The following is a 15220-nucleotide window of genomic DNA, read 5'->3' on the forward strand; positions in this document are numbered from 1 at the left end:
AGTCATTGGTAGAAAATGCTTTTAAACTTATTGAAAGTAATAAAGCGATACTGAAACCTGGTGATAATACATTAATAGGCACAATAAATGGTATTCAAAAATCATTGAAGGCATTTGTTAAAGATGGTGAGATTTTGTCTGTTAATATGTATCCAGGAGTGTCAACTAGAATTAGTGATGGAGGAATTATAAAATTTGGAGATATATTATGGAAATAAAGAATCAAAGTATAGAATTAATTGATAAAACGTATTTTTCTCAAAATGATTACGTAAAAATGAGCAATTGTATGATTAAATGTATTGATCTTACTGGATGTTTTGAATTAGATACTGAAATTATAATAGAAAATTGTGTTATAAACGAGTTTAATATACATTCTTGCTGGTTTGTCAAAGGTTTAACATTAAGATGTTGTGTTGTTAATGGATATATTGATTATCAAATGGGAGGACATAATGACGTTTCACTGATTTTTGATGAGAATATTTTTACTGACTTTTTCAATTTTTTTGACTGTGAATTTAACGCTCCGGTGATTTTTACTAATAACATTGTTCTAGAAGGAACTAATTTGTTAGGTAACATAGGTGAGGGATACGAGAATAGGTTTAATGCAGGTTGGAATGCTAAAAATAATTTGGGAGCTCTTAATTTGAGTTGTAAAGTATAATAATAACTTGTTACAGAAGAATTATCGCCCAAGCTTTTATCGGATTGGGCGGTGTTGGTTTATAAGCTATATGGCATAAAGGCTTTTGCATCCCTGATGTATGTGCTGGAAGTGCCACGGAATCGGCAGAACATCGGAAAAGTTGCGGAAGGCAATACGATTACGGTGCGAGGTTCTATGACGCGGAGATAGGGAGGTGGAATGTGATTGATCCAATGGCGGAGTTAAATTTCGAGCAATCTGTTTATGGATATGTTCAGAATAATCCCACAAATGCTATAGATCCTGATGGAAATGTTGTTATTTTCATAAACGGGAATCACTTTGGAGAAGGTGCCACAGGATACTATGGAAATTACAATCACAATAAAGGAAACTACAATTTCTACGGATCAAGAGATTACTGGACTAATGGTACATCTAATTTTGAATATGCTGTCCAGAATTAGTTAAACGATCACTCTAAGACTATTTATAGAGATGACGCTTTCTATCAGACACAATATTCTTTTGATGGTTCATATCCTGCAGGAGCAAGTTCATTGAAAGATATTAACGGCATAACGTTAATGAACATAAAAGCTTCGGATGGAAGAACGGTTTACGAAAAATTAAAAGATAAGAAGAATTGAGAAAGTTTTTATTTATATCAATAGTTGCGTTTCAACTTATTGGCTGCATTTCAACAAAAGGTCAAAAATTAAAAGTTCAAAATACGACAGGTGTATATCAGCGACAAAAGAGTTCAGAGAAATTGGAATTTAAGTCGGATGGAACCTATACATTATGGAACGCTGAAATATCATTTACTCCTGTAATAGAGCAATGTGATTATGCTTCAAAGGGTAAATGGTCGGTTATAGCATATAATGTGTTAGAGATTACAAGCGAAGATTATTACACAAAGCAAAAAGGCTTTGAATATGAAATTAAAAAACAGAATAAATTTTCGCAAGACAGTTTATATATCCAAGTAATTTTTCCTACTGATTTTCATTCTGTAAAATTGGACTTTACGTTTAACCACGATAACAGTAAGTCCGTCATAACTGATAAGGCGTATATGGTACTGCCCAAATCAAAGCATCTATGGAATAGAAGAACCGCTGCAAATCAAATCGGCTTTAGCCTGAATGCTGATGTATCGGGAACAGAACTTTACAACGGCAGGATATTGTTTAAAATTTTTGAGGAAAGTATTGACACGGAAAAGTACAATTACCTTACCATTACTTTACCAAACTTTGACAGATGCTTTTTTGAGTTTGAACCTTACTATCAGGAGTTGATTTATATTAAAGGCAGAAATCAGTTATTGTGGCGAGGAGAAATATGGAAAAAATAGTATGAAGGTACTCAATGGAAAGTTTGACCTAAAGGAACCAATGATTTTGGGCCAAATTCAAAAAAGTCAGGTGAAAGTACAACGCTTGATCAAAATGGTATTGTAATTGGAAATTAATAAAATATGGATTTTAATAAACTTTATGATGAATCAATAGAACTATGGCCGGATGAAATAGATATTTCCGATGGAAAAGTATTGACAAATGGAGTTGTCTTTAAAGAATTGTCTTCTATTTGGACGATAGTGGAAAAGAAAGCTGTGAAAATGGGAGAGTGGTATGATTTGATGACATGGGTAATCTTCAGTAACTATCATCATCAAAGTAAGTTGAATATGATTGAAAATATTAAGATAGTAAGGAAAAAAGATATAAGAAAAGAAAAAGTTAAGAATGATGTATTACAAAATTTACAGACGGAAGGATATGAGGATATGTTAAAAGAGTTTAATCAAACAAATTAGTTGGAAAGTCTACAAAAAAGGTAAGTCAATTTATGGGCTAGGCGTTGCAGGTGCGTTACGCATTGAAGGTAATTTGTTGAAATAAAATAAATTGTTGGTGACACAAGAAGGGACGCAACAACATCAAATAATAATGCAAAAAATGGTTCAGAGATAAAAGACCCAAAGAAGACAGAATTTTATGGAATTTGATTTTTATATAATAAAAATGTATTTGACCAAAAGCAAGTATGTATAGACTTGAAGTCAACAAGTTAATATCTGCTGGTGCTGTGATAGTTCTACTATAATATAGGTTTTAAAACTATAGTTACTTTGAAATGGAAAAGCAAAGAGGAATAAAGGTTCATCCGATAGTTTTTGTTTTTATGATAGGATTATGTCTTTTTTTAGTTTTTAAATTCATTTATAAAAAGGATATATTATCATTGATGAAAGAAAATTATAATTTAGAAATTGAAGATTCCTATAATGGAAAAATTGAAATGAGATATTATGATAAATTTAATCACAATGCTTCTATGATTGAATTTGTTGATAATAAGAGTAGAGGAATTCATCCATATTTTTGGGGAAAGATGCAAGTTGGAGATTCTATTAGTAAAGTAAAGGGAGATTCTATAATACAGGTTTTCCGAAATGGAGAAAAGATTATATTGGAAATTGCTCCGTTTTATGAAAAAGCAATAAAGAAACAACAGAAAAATAAATAAAAATTCCAGGTGCGTGCGGTGTATCGTTTAGGCTTGGTGCTGATTTAACGAATTGACCAGAATGAAGAAGAAAAGTTGACAAAATATCTGAATATCCAGATTACATGGACACAAACACAGTTCAATTTATACAATTGTCCATGGCGTAAATCTGCTTGTAGAATACATCCTACTAGTTTGTCAAAAACACTTTCTAAAAGCCTTAATTTTCTTATTTAACTTCAAACGATATAGTAAGAAGTATCAGATAATATCAAAATTCTAAAAAAACTACTCCGCTTTCAATATCTCCGCGCCGATCAAATTTACCTCTTCATCCATACCAAACATCGGCAAGCCAGTCTCCGGATTTAATTTCAACCAGCTAGTCTCTGTGTCCTTAATAATCTGCACATACTCCTTCCCATCCTTAAAAATCGTATAAGTATCCTTTTCATCCGGGAAAACCGAATATTCCACACCATTAATTTCTATATCAAAAGGTTCTTGCATTTCCATAATCGCTGAATTTATCCCTGCAAAGTTAAGCATTTAAGTTTTACAGATGTTGCAGAAAGCACATCGAATCCTTATATTTAATACCAACTAACCGAAATAATGAATGCAATAGAGCAAATTGCGATTACCAAAATAAAGGGAATCGGACCTAAATCCTGCAAGTTGTTATTGGCCTATTTTGGCTCGCTACATGCGTTGTTCCAAAGTTCCAGATCGCAATTGAACGCTATTCCGGGAATTAGTAAACAGGTCGTTGAAACCATTCTTTCCAAGAAATATATGCATGAGGCGGAATCCGAATACCGATTCGCTGAAAAACATGGGATCGATGTTTTATGGTTCGAAGATGAACGCTATCCCCGTAGACTCCGTAATTGCGATGATGCACCATTGCTCTTGTTCAGCAAAGGCAAGGTGGATTATAATAAACAGAAAGTGGTCAGCGTGGTCGGGACGAGAAATGCAACGAACTATGGTCGAAAATTGACCGAAGAGCTCCTGGGAGGAATCGGAAGGGCCGAGGTATTGGTATGCAGTGGATTATTTGGGATCGATATTATTGCCCATAAAGCCGCGAATAGCCATAACATTCCGAATGTTGCGGTATTGGGGCATGGATTGGACCGGATCTATCCCTATGAACATCGGGAGGTGGCATTAAAGATCATGGAAAATGGCAGTCTATTATCTGAGTTTACCTCCGGAACGAAACCTGATAAGACCAATTTTCCCATGCGGAACCGCATTATTGCAGGTTTGGCCGATGTAACCGTGGTCGTGGAGGCGGCCGATAAGGGTGGCGCATTGATAACAGCCGATATTGCCAATAGCTATAACCGCGATGTATGTGCTTATCCAGGCAATGTGGATCAACCGTATTCCAATGGAAGCAACCAGCTTATTCAGATGCACCAGGCACATCTGATCCGAAGTTCCAGGGATCTTTTGCAATTGATGCGTTGGGAAATTCCATCTGAACCAAAAAAGGATTCGGGTGTTCAATTAAGCATGCTCCAGGATTTGAATGCCGATGAAGAGAAAGTATTTGGCTTCTTGAAGGATGCAGGACAGGCATTGATCGATGAATTGGCAAATTACTGCGATTGGCCGCAGAGCAAACTCGCCATCGTGCTGTTGGAATTGGAGCTTAAAGGCCTCATACAGTCCTTACCAGGAAAAATATACAAACTACTTTAAATTTAAATAATTCAAAATACCTTAAATTTAAATAACACAAATTACCTAAAATCTGAATAACATAAATTACCTAAAACCTAATACATCTATGCAAGAACAAGTAAGTAAGAAGGGGATCTGGAAAGTGATCGGGGCTTCCTCGCTGGGAACCCTGATCGAATGGTACGATTTCTTTATTTTCGGGAGTCTGTCTGTCGTTATCTCCACCAAGTTTTTCCCGGCAGATAATCCAACTGCAGCATTTTTATCCACTTTGGCCACCTTTGCAGCGGGATTTGTGGTCAGACCTTTCGGCGCATTATTCTTTGGCCGTTTGGGCGATCTCATCGGTCGAAAATATACCTTTATGGTCACCCTGATGTTGATGGGAGGCGCTACATTCCTCATAGGATGTATTCCAAGTTATGAACAGATTGGATTTATGGCGCCATTGATCGTGTTGATATTACGTTTGCTGCAGGGATTGGCACTTGGAGGAGAATATGGAGGTGCTGCAACCTATGTGGCAGAACATGCGCCGAAAGGGGAACGTGGCTATTGGACCTCCTGGATTCAGACCACCGCGACCTTTGGCTTGTTCATTTCATTGGTGGTGATCCTATTGACCAAATTCTTCCTCACGGAAAACCAATTTGATCAATGGGGCTGGCGTGTTCCATTCCTGCTATCTATTCTGATGGTCTATGTTTCTTACCTGATCCGGAAGAATATGGATGAATCGCCTGAATTTAAAAAGGCAAAGGCAGAAGGGAAGACTTCTACCAATCCATTGAAGGAAAGTTTTGGTAATAAATATAATCTGAAGTTCGTATTGTTGGCCTTATTTGGTGCTGCAATGGGGCAGGGGGTGGTCTGGTATACCGGACAATTCTATTCCATGAGCTATATGAAAACCGTGATGATGCTGGAATCCAACCAGGCGGATACCATTCTGGGGATCGCCTTATTGTTCGGTACCCCGTTTTTTGTGGTATTTGGAAGGTTGTCGGATAGATTGGGCAGGAAATGGGTGATGTTGCTGGGGATGCTATTGGCAGTGCTTACCTACAGACCGATCTACCAAGCCATGTATAACATTACCAACCCTGTGCTAAAAGAAGAGGTCGTAGCTTCAAGAACCGAACATTACTCGGAAAGCCATCAAGGGGAGGATGTGTATGAGGTGCATACCATCAATAAGGTATTTTCAGATGGAACTACCTTAAAGGAGGAACATAAAAGTTTGATCAGTAGAGATGGGAAAGCTGTTCAGGGGGAGGTAAAGGCCTTGGATAAAACAACAGTACATATCAATGGGGGGAATTACATCAAACTGATCTTGTTGATCTTTATTCAGATCATCTATATCACACTGGTTTATGGGCCTATCGCCGCTTTCTTGGTGGAGATATTTCCGGTTAAGATCCGTTATACGTCCATGTCCTTGCCTTACCATATCGGGAATGGGATTTTCGGGGGATTGTTGCCTGCAGTTTCTACCTATTTGGCGACCAATGCCAAGACCATTGGGGATCCAACCTTTTATTTGGAAGGGCTGTGGTACCCGATCATTATTTCGGCGGTGAGTTTCATCATCGGCGCGCTTTATATCAATAAAAATATGGTTGCAAAAGATTTGAGTTAATTATGGAAGGATTAAAAAAAATATTAGGATGGTTGTGGATCGGGCTGGCTTTGCTGACCGCCTATTTCTGTATCGCAAAATTTGGATTGCCAAAAATCATGTCCGGTCATCAGGAAGATGTGGTGTTTGGGATTATTATTCTGTTTATTCTTACACCAATTATTAGTATTGGGCTGGGAGTTTTTGGATATTTCGCGCTAAAAGGGGAATATCATGAAGAGAAGATGTAATTTTTTGACTGAGATTCAGGTGGATAGCAGGATAATGCTATTTTCTTTTCGGAAACATTAAAAATTTGTTAATTTTGCCGTGGGTAAGTCCTTTACGACCAGCTCCCATTGACTCCCCCAGGTTGGGAACAAAGCAAGGGTATTTGGTTGAGCGGTGCGATAAAGGGGGCTTACCCATTTTTTATGGATAATTTTTAGTTTTAAAAATATTAGTAATATATATTTCCGAACAAAGGCCTCTCGATTGAGAGGCCTTTGTCGTATGGTAGGTTATTGCGAGGGTTTGCGTTGCGAGGAACTTTACCCGTCATTGCGAGGGTTTGCGTCATTGCGAGGAACGAAGCAATCTTTAGCGATGTCATGGTGAGCGTAGTCGAACCATCTGTTCGTTTACCAGCGTACAGATCCTTCGACTACGCTCAGGATGACATAGGGCGCCGCATACCGAAAGATTGCTTCGTCGTGCCTCCTCGCAATGACGCAGGGTACACGAAATGACGCGGGGGCACGCAATGACTTGTTGGTTCCTCAATGACGCAGAGCCAATGCAATGACGCTCCTACATCTGCACATACATCACATACTTCGTATCAAAGAAATCTTCTTTAAAGAAATCCGAGATCTTATGCAATTCTGCCTTAACCCTTGCTTCCTTGATTTCCTCCTTCAAATCCCCGCCCTTCAAATATAAAATCCCATTCGGGATCCCATTCTTATCCTTTTTCTCAAACTTATTCCTTACCCAAGGGATAAAATCCCCCAATCTAGTCACCGCTCTAGAAACCACAAAATCATACTTATAATCCAGTTCCTCCGCTCTCATATGATCCGCTTCCACATTCGTTAATCCCAAAGCTGATGCTACTTCCCTTACCACCTTGATCTTCTTACCGATCGAATCCACCAAATGGAACTGCACTTCCGGAAATAAAATCGCCAAAGGAATCCCCGGAAATCCTCCGCCAGTACCCACATCCAAAACCCTTGTCTTCGGCGCCAACTCCCCAACGAATTTCCCGATCGCCAACGAATGTAGCACATGCTTCAAATAAAGACTCTCTATATCCTTGCGGGAAACCACATTGATCTGGTCGTTCCAGAATGGATAAACCTCCGCCAATTTGGCAAACTGCTCTTTCTGTTTTTCCGTAAGCTTCGGAAAGTATTGGTAAATAATATCTACTGTTGGATTCACGATGAACAAATTAATTTTAAACGAATTACCTATCTATTTCCAGCTCTTCAATTTCTTATTCCTATTGAATAAACCATTAAAACAGATATAAAAATAATAATACAAATCTAATATAGGGAGCCAGACCAACAGGTCAGACACCTGAAGTTTTCTATAGATCGCCCGGAAGACCAAAAGCTGGCAAAGCAATCGGATCAGGTAAGCCGCCAACGCCACATACCAGAAACTAGGCAATAAAATAACACTGACCAACAATAAACTATAGAATAGCACAGCACTGATCAATTGAATGCCCAACATGCTTTTATGACGGGCTTTGTACAATACGGATGCACCCGCATGCCTAGCCTTCTGTTTATAATAGCTTTTCCAGGTTGTCTTTGGTGCTGATTCCACAAAGGCATCCGGATAAATGGCAATCTCCACATTATTTCGATTGGCATTGGCATTCACAAAAAGATCATCATCCCCCGATTTGATGTGCATATGTGCATTGAACCCTTTTCCTTTGAAGAACAATTCCTTGCTATAGGCCAGGTTTCTACCAACACCCATATAGGCATCACCCTTCAATGCATACGCCAAATAACTCATCGCTGTATGCGTGGTTTCAAATCGGATCAATTTATTCAGAAAACCGGGATATTTGAAATAAGGTGAATAACCTAACACCAATTCTTTCTTTCCTTGCAAGGCTCCAGCCATTTCTGCCAACCATTGCCTGCTCATCGGCTGACAATCTGCATCTGTCATCAGCAGAAGGCCATGCTTGGCGGCCTTGATCCCCATGGTAAGTGCAAATTTCTTGCTATGCTTCAGCTGGATATGTTCCTTGATCTCCACTACCCGAAGATGGGCATACCTGCTGGAGAATTCCTTCAATACCCATTTGGTCTCATCGCTGGAACAATCGTTGACCACAATGACCTCAAATTCCGGATATTCCTGCTCCAGAATACTTCCCAAATATTGTTGTAGATTTTCCTGCTCATTATGGGCACATATAATCACGGAGACCGCAGGTTTTTCAGTCGCCTCCTGATAGGATTTTACCTTATACCTAGAGAGCCTCCCATAAACAAACAGGATAAAATATAGCTGGAACAGCAACAGCAATAACAGCAGTCCATAAGGAATATGGAAGTAATTAAAGGAGATATCGAAATTAAATGGCATAAATTAGGGTCAAAGATACAGGTTCTCGACCTAAAATGTCTTTGGGATGTTAATAAATACTAATTAAATAGCGGAATTAGCATAGGCTCGAAATTTTATAGTATTTTTGCCGACGATTAAGGATAAATATGAAATTCACGCTTCAGGCACAAGATAAAAATTCAAGAGCAAGAGCCGGTGAGATCGAAACCGCGCACGGCACCATAAAAACCCCGATATTCATGCCTGTTGGTACAGCAGGAACCGTAAAAGCGGTACATCAACATGAACTGGTCAATGATATTCAAGCACAGATCATCTTAGGAAATACCTACCACCTGTACCTTCGTCCAGGTTTGGAGGTATTGAACAAAGCTGGTGGCTTGCATAAATTCATCAATTGGGACCGCCCGATCCTAACCGATTCGGGAGGCTATCAGGTGTATTCCCTCACCGAGGTTCGTAAAATCAAGGAAGAGGGGGTGACCTTCCGCTCGCATATCGATGGGTCGAAACATTTGTTCACTCCAGAGAATGTAATGGATACACAACGGGTGATCGGCGCTGATATTATCATGGCTTTTGATGAATGTACGCCATACCCTTGCGATTATCGCTATGCCAGAAGATCTTTGGATATGACCCACCGTTGGTTAAAGCGTTGTTGCGATAGATTTGATAGCACCGAGCCATTATACGGCTATGAGCAGACCTTGTTTCCTATTGTTCAAGGTTCGGTTTATAAGGATCTACGTGAGAAATCGGCCGAAGTGATCGCCTCTTTCGAGCGGGAAGGTAATGCCATTGGTGGTCTTTCCGTAGGAGAACCAGCAGAGGAAATGTATGCCATGACCGAAGTGGTGACCAATATCCTACCAAAAGAAAAACCGAGGTATTTAATGGGCGTTGGTACGCCTGTGAATATTCTGGAAAACATCGCCTTGGGAATCGATATGTTCGACTGTGTGATGCCGACCAGGAATGCCCGTAATGGGATGTTGTTTACCCGCGAGGGAATCATCAACATCAAGAACGAGAAATGGAAGGATGATTTTACGCCGATCGAGGCGGAGAGTGATCTTTTGGTGGATCAGATCCATACCAAAGCCTATTTACGTCACTTGATCAGATCCCAAGAAATTTTAGGGGCACAGATTGCTTCCTTACATAATTTACATTTTTATCTTTGGTTGGTGAACGAAGCCCGCGAGCGAATCCTTGATGGCACGTTTTATGAATGGAAGAACAAAATGGTCGTGAAATTAGGCCAGAGATTATAAGCCAATTGGTATGAAAATTATCGATCGTTATATCATTAAAAAGTACCTTTCTACTTTTATATTCACGGTAGCCATCTTCTGTGTGGTTATCATCATATTTGATATTTCGGAGAAGATCGATGATTTCAATAAATACAAAGCACCGATGTCGAAGGTCTTCCTGCAGTATTATGCGCTAGGAAGTCTACCTTTCTTCATCAATATGCTGACGCCGCTCTTTAACTTTATTGCGGTGATCTTCTTTACCTCCAAAATGGCCGATCAAACTGAGGTCGTGCCTATCCTCAGTGGAGGGATGAGCTTTAACCGGATGCTTCGCCCATATCTGATCTGTTCCGGATTGATCTGTGCGATGACCCTGGTCTCCAACATCTACGTGATCCCCTTTACCAACAAGGTCAAGGTAAATTTTGAAAATGTCTATGTGAAGCCGAATAAAGTGGAAGGAACTTCCACCTCAACGCACATGCAGATTGATTCGAATACCTATGTTTATATGGGATCCTTTGATTATAAGGCCAAAGTGGGCTATAACTTTTCCTTGGAGAAGTTCGATGGCGACAAGATGATCGAGAAGATGATGGCCGAACGGATAACCTGGGATTCTACCAAGAATAAATGGAGTATTGCCTCTTTTACCACCCGCCATATCGATGGTCTGGCCGAAAGAATGGAGTCGGGTGATCAACGGGATACCACCTTGGATATGCGTCCGCAGGATTTTGAGGTCTATGAGAATATCTTCACGACCATGAGTCAGGAAGAATTGGAAACCCGAATCAGTAAAGAAGAGATTCGAGGAACAGGGATGATGAACGACCTGCTTCTGGAAAAATATAAACGTATCATCAATCCATTTTCTGCATTTATCCTAACGGTGATCGGAGTGGCACTTTCTTCCAAGAAAGTCCGGGGAGGTATTGGTTTGAGTTTGGGTATAGGGATAGGCTTGAGCTGTATCTATATCGTATTGGAAAGGTTTTCGAGTATGTTCTCCATCAAAGGAGGGTTGGATCCCTTGATCTCCGTATTGATACCGAATGTTATATTCTTGTTCATCAGTTTTTATCTTTTAAAGAAGGCGCCTAAATAGGCCAAACCATGAAACTTGTTGTTAACCGCAATATTCTCATATTGCATTTTACGGTCCTTATCTGGGGTTTTACTGGGGTTCTCGGTGAATTGATCTCCGTTTCTGCACTGCACCTGGTTTGGTACCGGGTTTTGATTGCGGCGATTTCCCTTTATGTATTTTTCCTTTATAAAAAGAAAACCATTCGGGTTTCCAAAGAACAAATCTGGCAGTATCTTGGGGTGGGTGTGCTTGTTGGATTGCATTGGGTGCTCTTTTTCCATGCCATCAAAATCTCAACGGTATCCGTCACCTTGGTGACGCTATCCTCAGTAACCTTATTTACCGCGATTTTGGAGCCGATCATCAATCGAAAGCGGATCGCCATTTCGGATGTGCTGGTAGGTCTGTTGATCATATTCGGGATATACCTTATCTTCAAATTTGAGTTCAAATATTTCTGGGGGATTGTCTTCGGGCTATCCTGTGCCTTCTGTGCCAGTATTTTCTCGATATTGAATGCACGGATGGTAAAGAAAGCGAGTCCAAGCATCATTACCTTCTATGAAATGATCGGCGCGTTTTTGGTGGTCAGCGGTTTATTGTTGTATACCGGCCAGTTTGATTCCCAGATGATCCTGAGTCAAAAAGATCTCATGTATTTGTTGCTTCTTGGCGTGGTATGTACGGCTTTTGCCTATGTGTTAGGCGTTGCGGTCATGAAGGAACTGTCTGCTTTTACGGTGGCTCTGACCACTAATTTGGAGCCGGTTTATGGAATTATCCTTGCCTTGTTGATTTTTGGTCAACGCGAAGCCATGAGCACCGGCTTTTATTTTGGGGCAGTCATTATTTTGGGAGCAGTTTTTGTCTATCCCTATCTAAAAACTAAACTTATTGCGTAACTTTGCAATTTACATGGTACCTGAAAAATGTTGCCGTGAGGTAACAATCAAATAATAAATATGGCAAATATTGTAGCAATTGTTGGAAGACCGAATGTCGGTAAATCCACATTATATAACCGTTTGACGGAGAGTCGGAAGGCGATCGTTGATGACTTTAGTGGCGTTACGCGCGACCGTCATTATGGCCAGGCGGAATGGGTAGGAAAGCGGTTCACCGTAATCGATACGGGTGGTTTCGTGCATGGCTCGGACGATGTGTTCGAAGCAGCGATCCGTGATCAGGTATTGATCGCTATCGATGAAGCTTCCGCTATCTTATTTGTGGTGGATGCCACAACAGGAATCACCGATTTGGATGATGAAATTGCCGATGTATTGAGACGGAGCAGCAAACCTGTTTTTGTAGTTGCCAATAAGGTTGATAGTGCAAAGCAAACCCACGATACCCACGAATTCTATTCTTTGGGATTGGGTGAAGTCTATAATATTTCCTCCATGACCGGTTCGGGTACTGGAGAGTTATTGGATGAATTGGTAAAAGAGCTCGATGTAGAGGATGAGGAAGAAGAAGAATTGCCAAAATTCACGATCGTTGGTCGTCCGAATGTGGGTAAATCTTCCCTGACCAATGCTTTATTGGGTGAAGAGAGAAATATCGTAACCCCTATTGCCGGAACAACCCGCGATTCGATCCGTATTCATTATAACCAATTTGGACATGAGTTCCTATTGGTAGATACAGCAGGTCTTCGCCGTAAATCAAAGGTCAACGAAGATATCGAGTTCTATTCGGTGATGCGTACCATCAAAGCCTTGGAAGATTCCGATGTCGTAATCTTGATGATCGACGCTAAGGATGGTATTGAGGCGCAGGATATTAATATCTTCCACTTGGCAGAAAAAAACAAAAAGGGTATTGTACTTTTAGTGAATAAATGGGACACAGTTGAGAAAGATCATAAAACGGCAAAGGCATTTGAAGATACCATCAAGAGCAAGATTGCACCTTTCACGGATGTTCCGATCATCTTTACTTCCGTAACGGAGAAACAACGTATTTTCAAAGCGGTGGAAACAGCGATGGAAGTCTATGAGAACAAAACCAAGAAAATCCCTACTTCGAAATTGAATGATGTGATGTTGGAGATCATTGAAAAATATCCACCTCCAGCAACAAAAGGAAAATATATTAAGATTAAATATGTAACGCAGTTGCCAGGCAGATCACCTATGTTTGCCTTCTTCTGTAACTTACCGCAATACATCAAAGATCCATACAAACGTTTTATTGAAAACAAATTGCGGGAGAACTTTGATTTCAGCGGTGTGCCGATCCAAATATTCTTTAGACAAAAATAATAGCAGCAACAATTCATTATGGAGCATAATCTTGTATTATACAATACCCTTACGCGCAAGAAAGAGAAATTTGTGCCTATTCATCCCAATTTGGTTGGTATGTATGTTTGTGGGCCCACTGTTTACAGTGATGTTCACTTAGGGAATTGTAGGACTTTTGTTTCCTTTGATTTGATCTTCCGTTATTTGGTCCATTTGGGCTATAAGGTACGTTATGTACGCAACATTACCGACGCCGGTCACCTGGAAGGAGACAATGACGAAGGGGATGATAAATTTGCTAAAAAGGCTAAATTGGAGAAATTGGAACCCATGGAGATTGTGCAAAAATATACCTTGGGTTTTCATGATGTGCTCCGCATGTTCAATACCATACCACCAAGCATTGAGCCAACGGCTACTGGACATATTTCAGAACAGATAGAAATGGTTCAGGAAATTATGAAGAACGGCTTTGCCTATGAAGTGAATGGTACGGTATATTTTGACGTGGATAAATACGTTAAAGAATATAACTATACGATCTTGACCAACCGTAACCTGGAAGACATGCTGAACAATACCCGTGAACTGGGTGGGCAGGATGAGAAAAAGGGTAGGTTGGATTTCGCCCTATGGATCAAGGCTAAGCCAGAGCATATCATGCGTTGGCCATCGCCATGGGGTGTAGGCTTTCCGGGCTGGCATATTGAATGTTCGGCCATGAGCAGAAAGTATCTGGGTGATCAATTCGATATCCACGGCGGTGGAATGGATTTGGCCGCAACCCATCATACCAATGAAATTGCGCAATCTGAAGCGTGTAACCATACTACACCTGCCAAATATTGGATGCATACCAATATGTTGACCGTCAATGGTGCAAGGATGTCTAAATCTGCAGGGAATGGCTTTCTTCCTGGGGAATTGTTCACTGGGAATCATCCTTTATTGAATAGGGGATACTCGCCAATGGCTGTCAGGTTCTTTATGCTGCAGGCCCATTACAGGAGTACATTGGATTTCTCCAATGAAGCTTTGGATGCTGCAGATAAAGGCTATAAACGATTGATGTCTGCCATTGCGCTGTTGGATAAGATTGCGGTATCCGGAAAGTCCAATTTTGGAAATCTGGAGGAAATCAAAGCAAGATCTTATGCCGCGATGGACGATGACTTCAATAGCCCTGTACTGATTGCAGAGTTGTTTGAGGTGGTTCGTATCATCAATTCACTGTATGATGGCAAATTGACGATCACAGCAGCCGACTTGGAAGCATTGAAAGGCTATGTGTCGGATTTTGTTTTCGATATTTTAGGCTTGAAAGATGATCAGGTTGGAGATGTGGACAATATGGATGGTCTGATGCAGATCCTCATTGGAATCCGCAATGAAGCTAAGAAAAACAAAGATTTTGTGACTTCGGATAGTATCCGCGAGAAGCTTACGGAAATAGGTATTCAGCTCAAGGACAGCAAGGAAGGAACACTTTGGAATAAGATTTGATTAGATAGCAGAAATTATATC

General features: G+C 40.2%; 18 protein-coding genes and 1 other RNA gene. 16 read left to right on the forward strand and 3 right to left on the reverse strand.

Annotated features, from left to right (window positions below; all coding sequences use genetic code 11):
• The first annotated feature begins 5 nt into the window (after positions 1–5).
• From E3D81_RS17215 to E3D81_RS08420, 7 genes are all read left to right on the forward strand, one after another.
• Positions 6–218, forward strand: a complete 213-nt coding sequence (locus E3D81_RS17215; RefSeq protein ID WP_167554263.1) for a hypothetical protein — start codon at positions 6–8, stop codon at positions 216–218.
• A complete protein-coding gene (locus E3D81_RS08400; RefSeq protein ID WP_134777114.1) occupies positions 209–673 on the forward strand; it encodes a hypothetical protein in 465 nt (154 codons plus the stop codon). Before E3D81_RS17215 ends, E3D81_RS08400 begins: the two co-directional genes overlap by 10 nt.
• 51 nt (positions 674–724) lie before the next feature.
• Positions 725–865, forward strand: a complete 141-nt coding sequence (locus tag E3D81_RS17505) for a hypothetical protein (RefSeq protein ID WP_245153319.1) — start codon at positions 725–727, stop codon at positions 863–865.
• Entirely contained in the window at positions 862–1122 is a 261-nt protein-coding gene (locus E3D81_RS08405; protein WP_245153324.1) for a hypothetical protein, read from the forward strand. The genes E3D81_RS17505 and E3D81_RS08405 overlap by 4 nt, the downstream gene beginning before the upstream one ends.
• A 179-nt stretch (positions 1123–1301) precedes the next feature.
• On the forward strand, positions 1302–2018 hold the full coding sequence (locus E3D81_RS08410) for a hypothetical protein (protein ID WP_134777116.1): 717 nt from the start codon (positions 1302–1304) through the stop codon (positions 2016–2018).
• Between the two features lie 123 nt (positions 2019–2141).
• Entirely contained in the window at positions 2142–2483 is a 342-nt protein-coding gene (locus tag E3D81_RS08415) for a hypothetical protein (protein WP_134777117.1), read from the forward strand.
• 320 nt (positions 2484–2803) lie between these two features.
• Positions 2804–3196 (forward strand): hypothetical protein, encoded by a 393-nt coding sequence (locus tag E3D81_RS08420; RefSeq protein ID WP_134777118.1) that lies wholly within the window; start codon positions 2804–2806, stop codon positions 3194–3196.
• Between the two features lie 270 nt (positions 3197–3466).
• On the opposite strand, the gene E3D81_RS08425 is transcribed toward E3D81_RS08420, so the two are convergent.
• A complete protein-coding gene (locus tag E3D81_RS08425) occupies positions 3467–3694 on the reverse strand; it encodes a hypothetical protein (protein ID WP_099367691.1) in 228 nt (75 codons plus the stop codon).
• Between the two features lie 99 nt (positions 3695–3793).
• Between E3D81_RS08425 and dprA the strand changes: the two genes are divergently transcribed.
• The 4 genes from dprA to ffs all read left to right on the forward strand — a co-directional run bounded on the left by dprA (position 3794) and on the right by ffs (position 6924).
• The gene (gene dprA, locus E3D81_RS08430) at positions 3794–4891 is read left to right on the forward strand and encodes a DNA-processing protein DprA (RefSeq protein ID WP_134777119.1); all 1098 of its coding nucleotides are present in this window, start codon (positions 3794–3796) and stop codon (positions 4889–4891) included.
• 88 nt (positions 4892–4979) lie between these two features.
• The gene (locus E3D81_RS08435; protein WP_134777120.1) at positions 4980–6515 is read left to right on the forward strand and encodes an MFS transporter; all 1536 of its coding nucleotides are present in this window, start codon (positions 4980–4982) and stop codon (positions 6513–6515) included.
• Between the two features lie 2 nt (positions 6516–6517).
• Complete coding sequence (locus E3D81_RS08440; RefSeq protein ID WP_099367688.1) at positions 6518–6745, forward strand: DUF6814 family protein; 228 nt, start codon at positions 6518–6520, stop codon at positions 6743–6745.
• 81 nt (positions 6746–6826) lie between these two features.
• An RNA gene (gene ffs, locus E3D81_RS08445) (signal recognition particle sRNA small type) lies at positions 6827–6924 on the forward strand.
• 380 nt (positions 6925–7304) lie between these two features.
• Here ffs and rsmG read toward each other — a convergent pair.
• Positions 7305–7940 carry a 16S rRNA (guanine(527)-N(7))-methyltransferase RsmG gene (gene rsmG / locus E3D81_RS08450; protein ID WP_134777121.1) on the reverse strand — a complete coding sequence of 212 codons (636 nt, stop codon included), beginning with the start codon at positions 7938–7940 and terminating at the stop codon, positions 7305–7307.
• Positions 7941–7973: 33 nt separating this feature from the next.
• Positions 7974–9116 (reverse strand): glycosyltransferase, encoded by a 1143-nt coding sequence (locus E3D81_RS08455; protein ID WP_134777122.1) that lies wholly within the window; start codon positions 9114–9116, stop codon positions 7974–7976.
• A gap of 128 nt (positions 9117–9244) precedes the next feature.
• On the opposite strand from E3D81_RS08455, the gene tgt reads away from it, so the two are divergent.
• From tgt to cysS, 5 genes are read left to right on the forward strand one after another with little or no spacing between them, the layout of a single operon-like run.
• Positions 9245–10375 carry a tRNA guanosine(34) transglycosylase Tgt gene (gene tgt, locus E3D81_RS08460; RefSeq protein WP_134777123.1) on the forward strand — a complete coding sequence of 377 codons (1131 nt, stop codon included), beginning with the start codon at positions 9245–9247 and terminating at the stop codon, positions 10373–10375.
• Positions 10376–10385: 10 nt separating this feature from the next.
• The gene (locus E3D81_RS08465) at positions 10386–11468 is read left to right on the forward strand and encodes an LptF/LptG family permease (protein WP_134777124.1); all 1083 of its coding nucleotides are present in this window, start codon (positions 10386–10388) and stop codon (positions 11466–11468) included.
• 8 nt (positions 11469–11476) lie between these two features.
• Entirely contained in the window at positions 11477–12352 is an 876-nt protein-coding gene (locus E3D81_RS08470; protein ID WP_134777125.1) for a DMT family transporter, read from the forward strand.
• A gap of 60 nt (positions 12353–12412) precedes the next feature.
• A complete protein-coding gene (der, locus tag E3D81_RS08475) occupies positions 12413–13714 on the forward strand; it encodes a ribosome biogenesis GTPase Der (protein ID WP_099365498.1) in 1302 nt (433 codons plus the stop codon).
• An 18-nt stretch (positions 13715–13732) separates the two neighbouring features.
• Positions 13733–15199, forward strand: a complete 1467-nt coding sequence (gene cysS / locus E3D81_RS08480; RefSeq protein WP_134777126.1) for a cysteine--tRNA ligase — start codon at positions 13733–13735, stop codon at positions 15197–15199.
• The last annotated feature ends 21 nt before the right edge of the window (positions 15200–15220 follow it).

Origin of the sequence: Sphingobacterium sp. CZ-2, assembly GCF_004526235.1 — a bacterium.
Classification (GTDB): domain Bacteria; phylum Bacteroidota; class Bacteroidia; order Sphingobacteriales; family Sphingobacteriaceae; genus Sphingobacterium; species Sphingobacterium tenebrionis.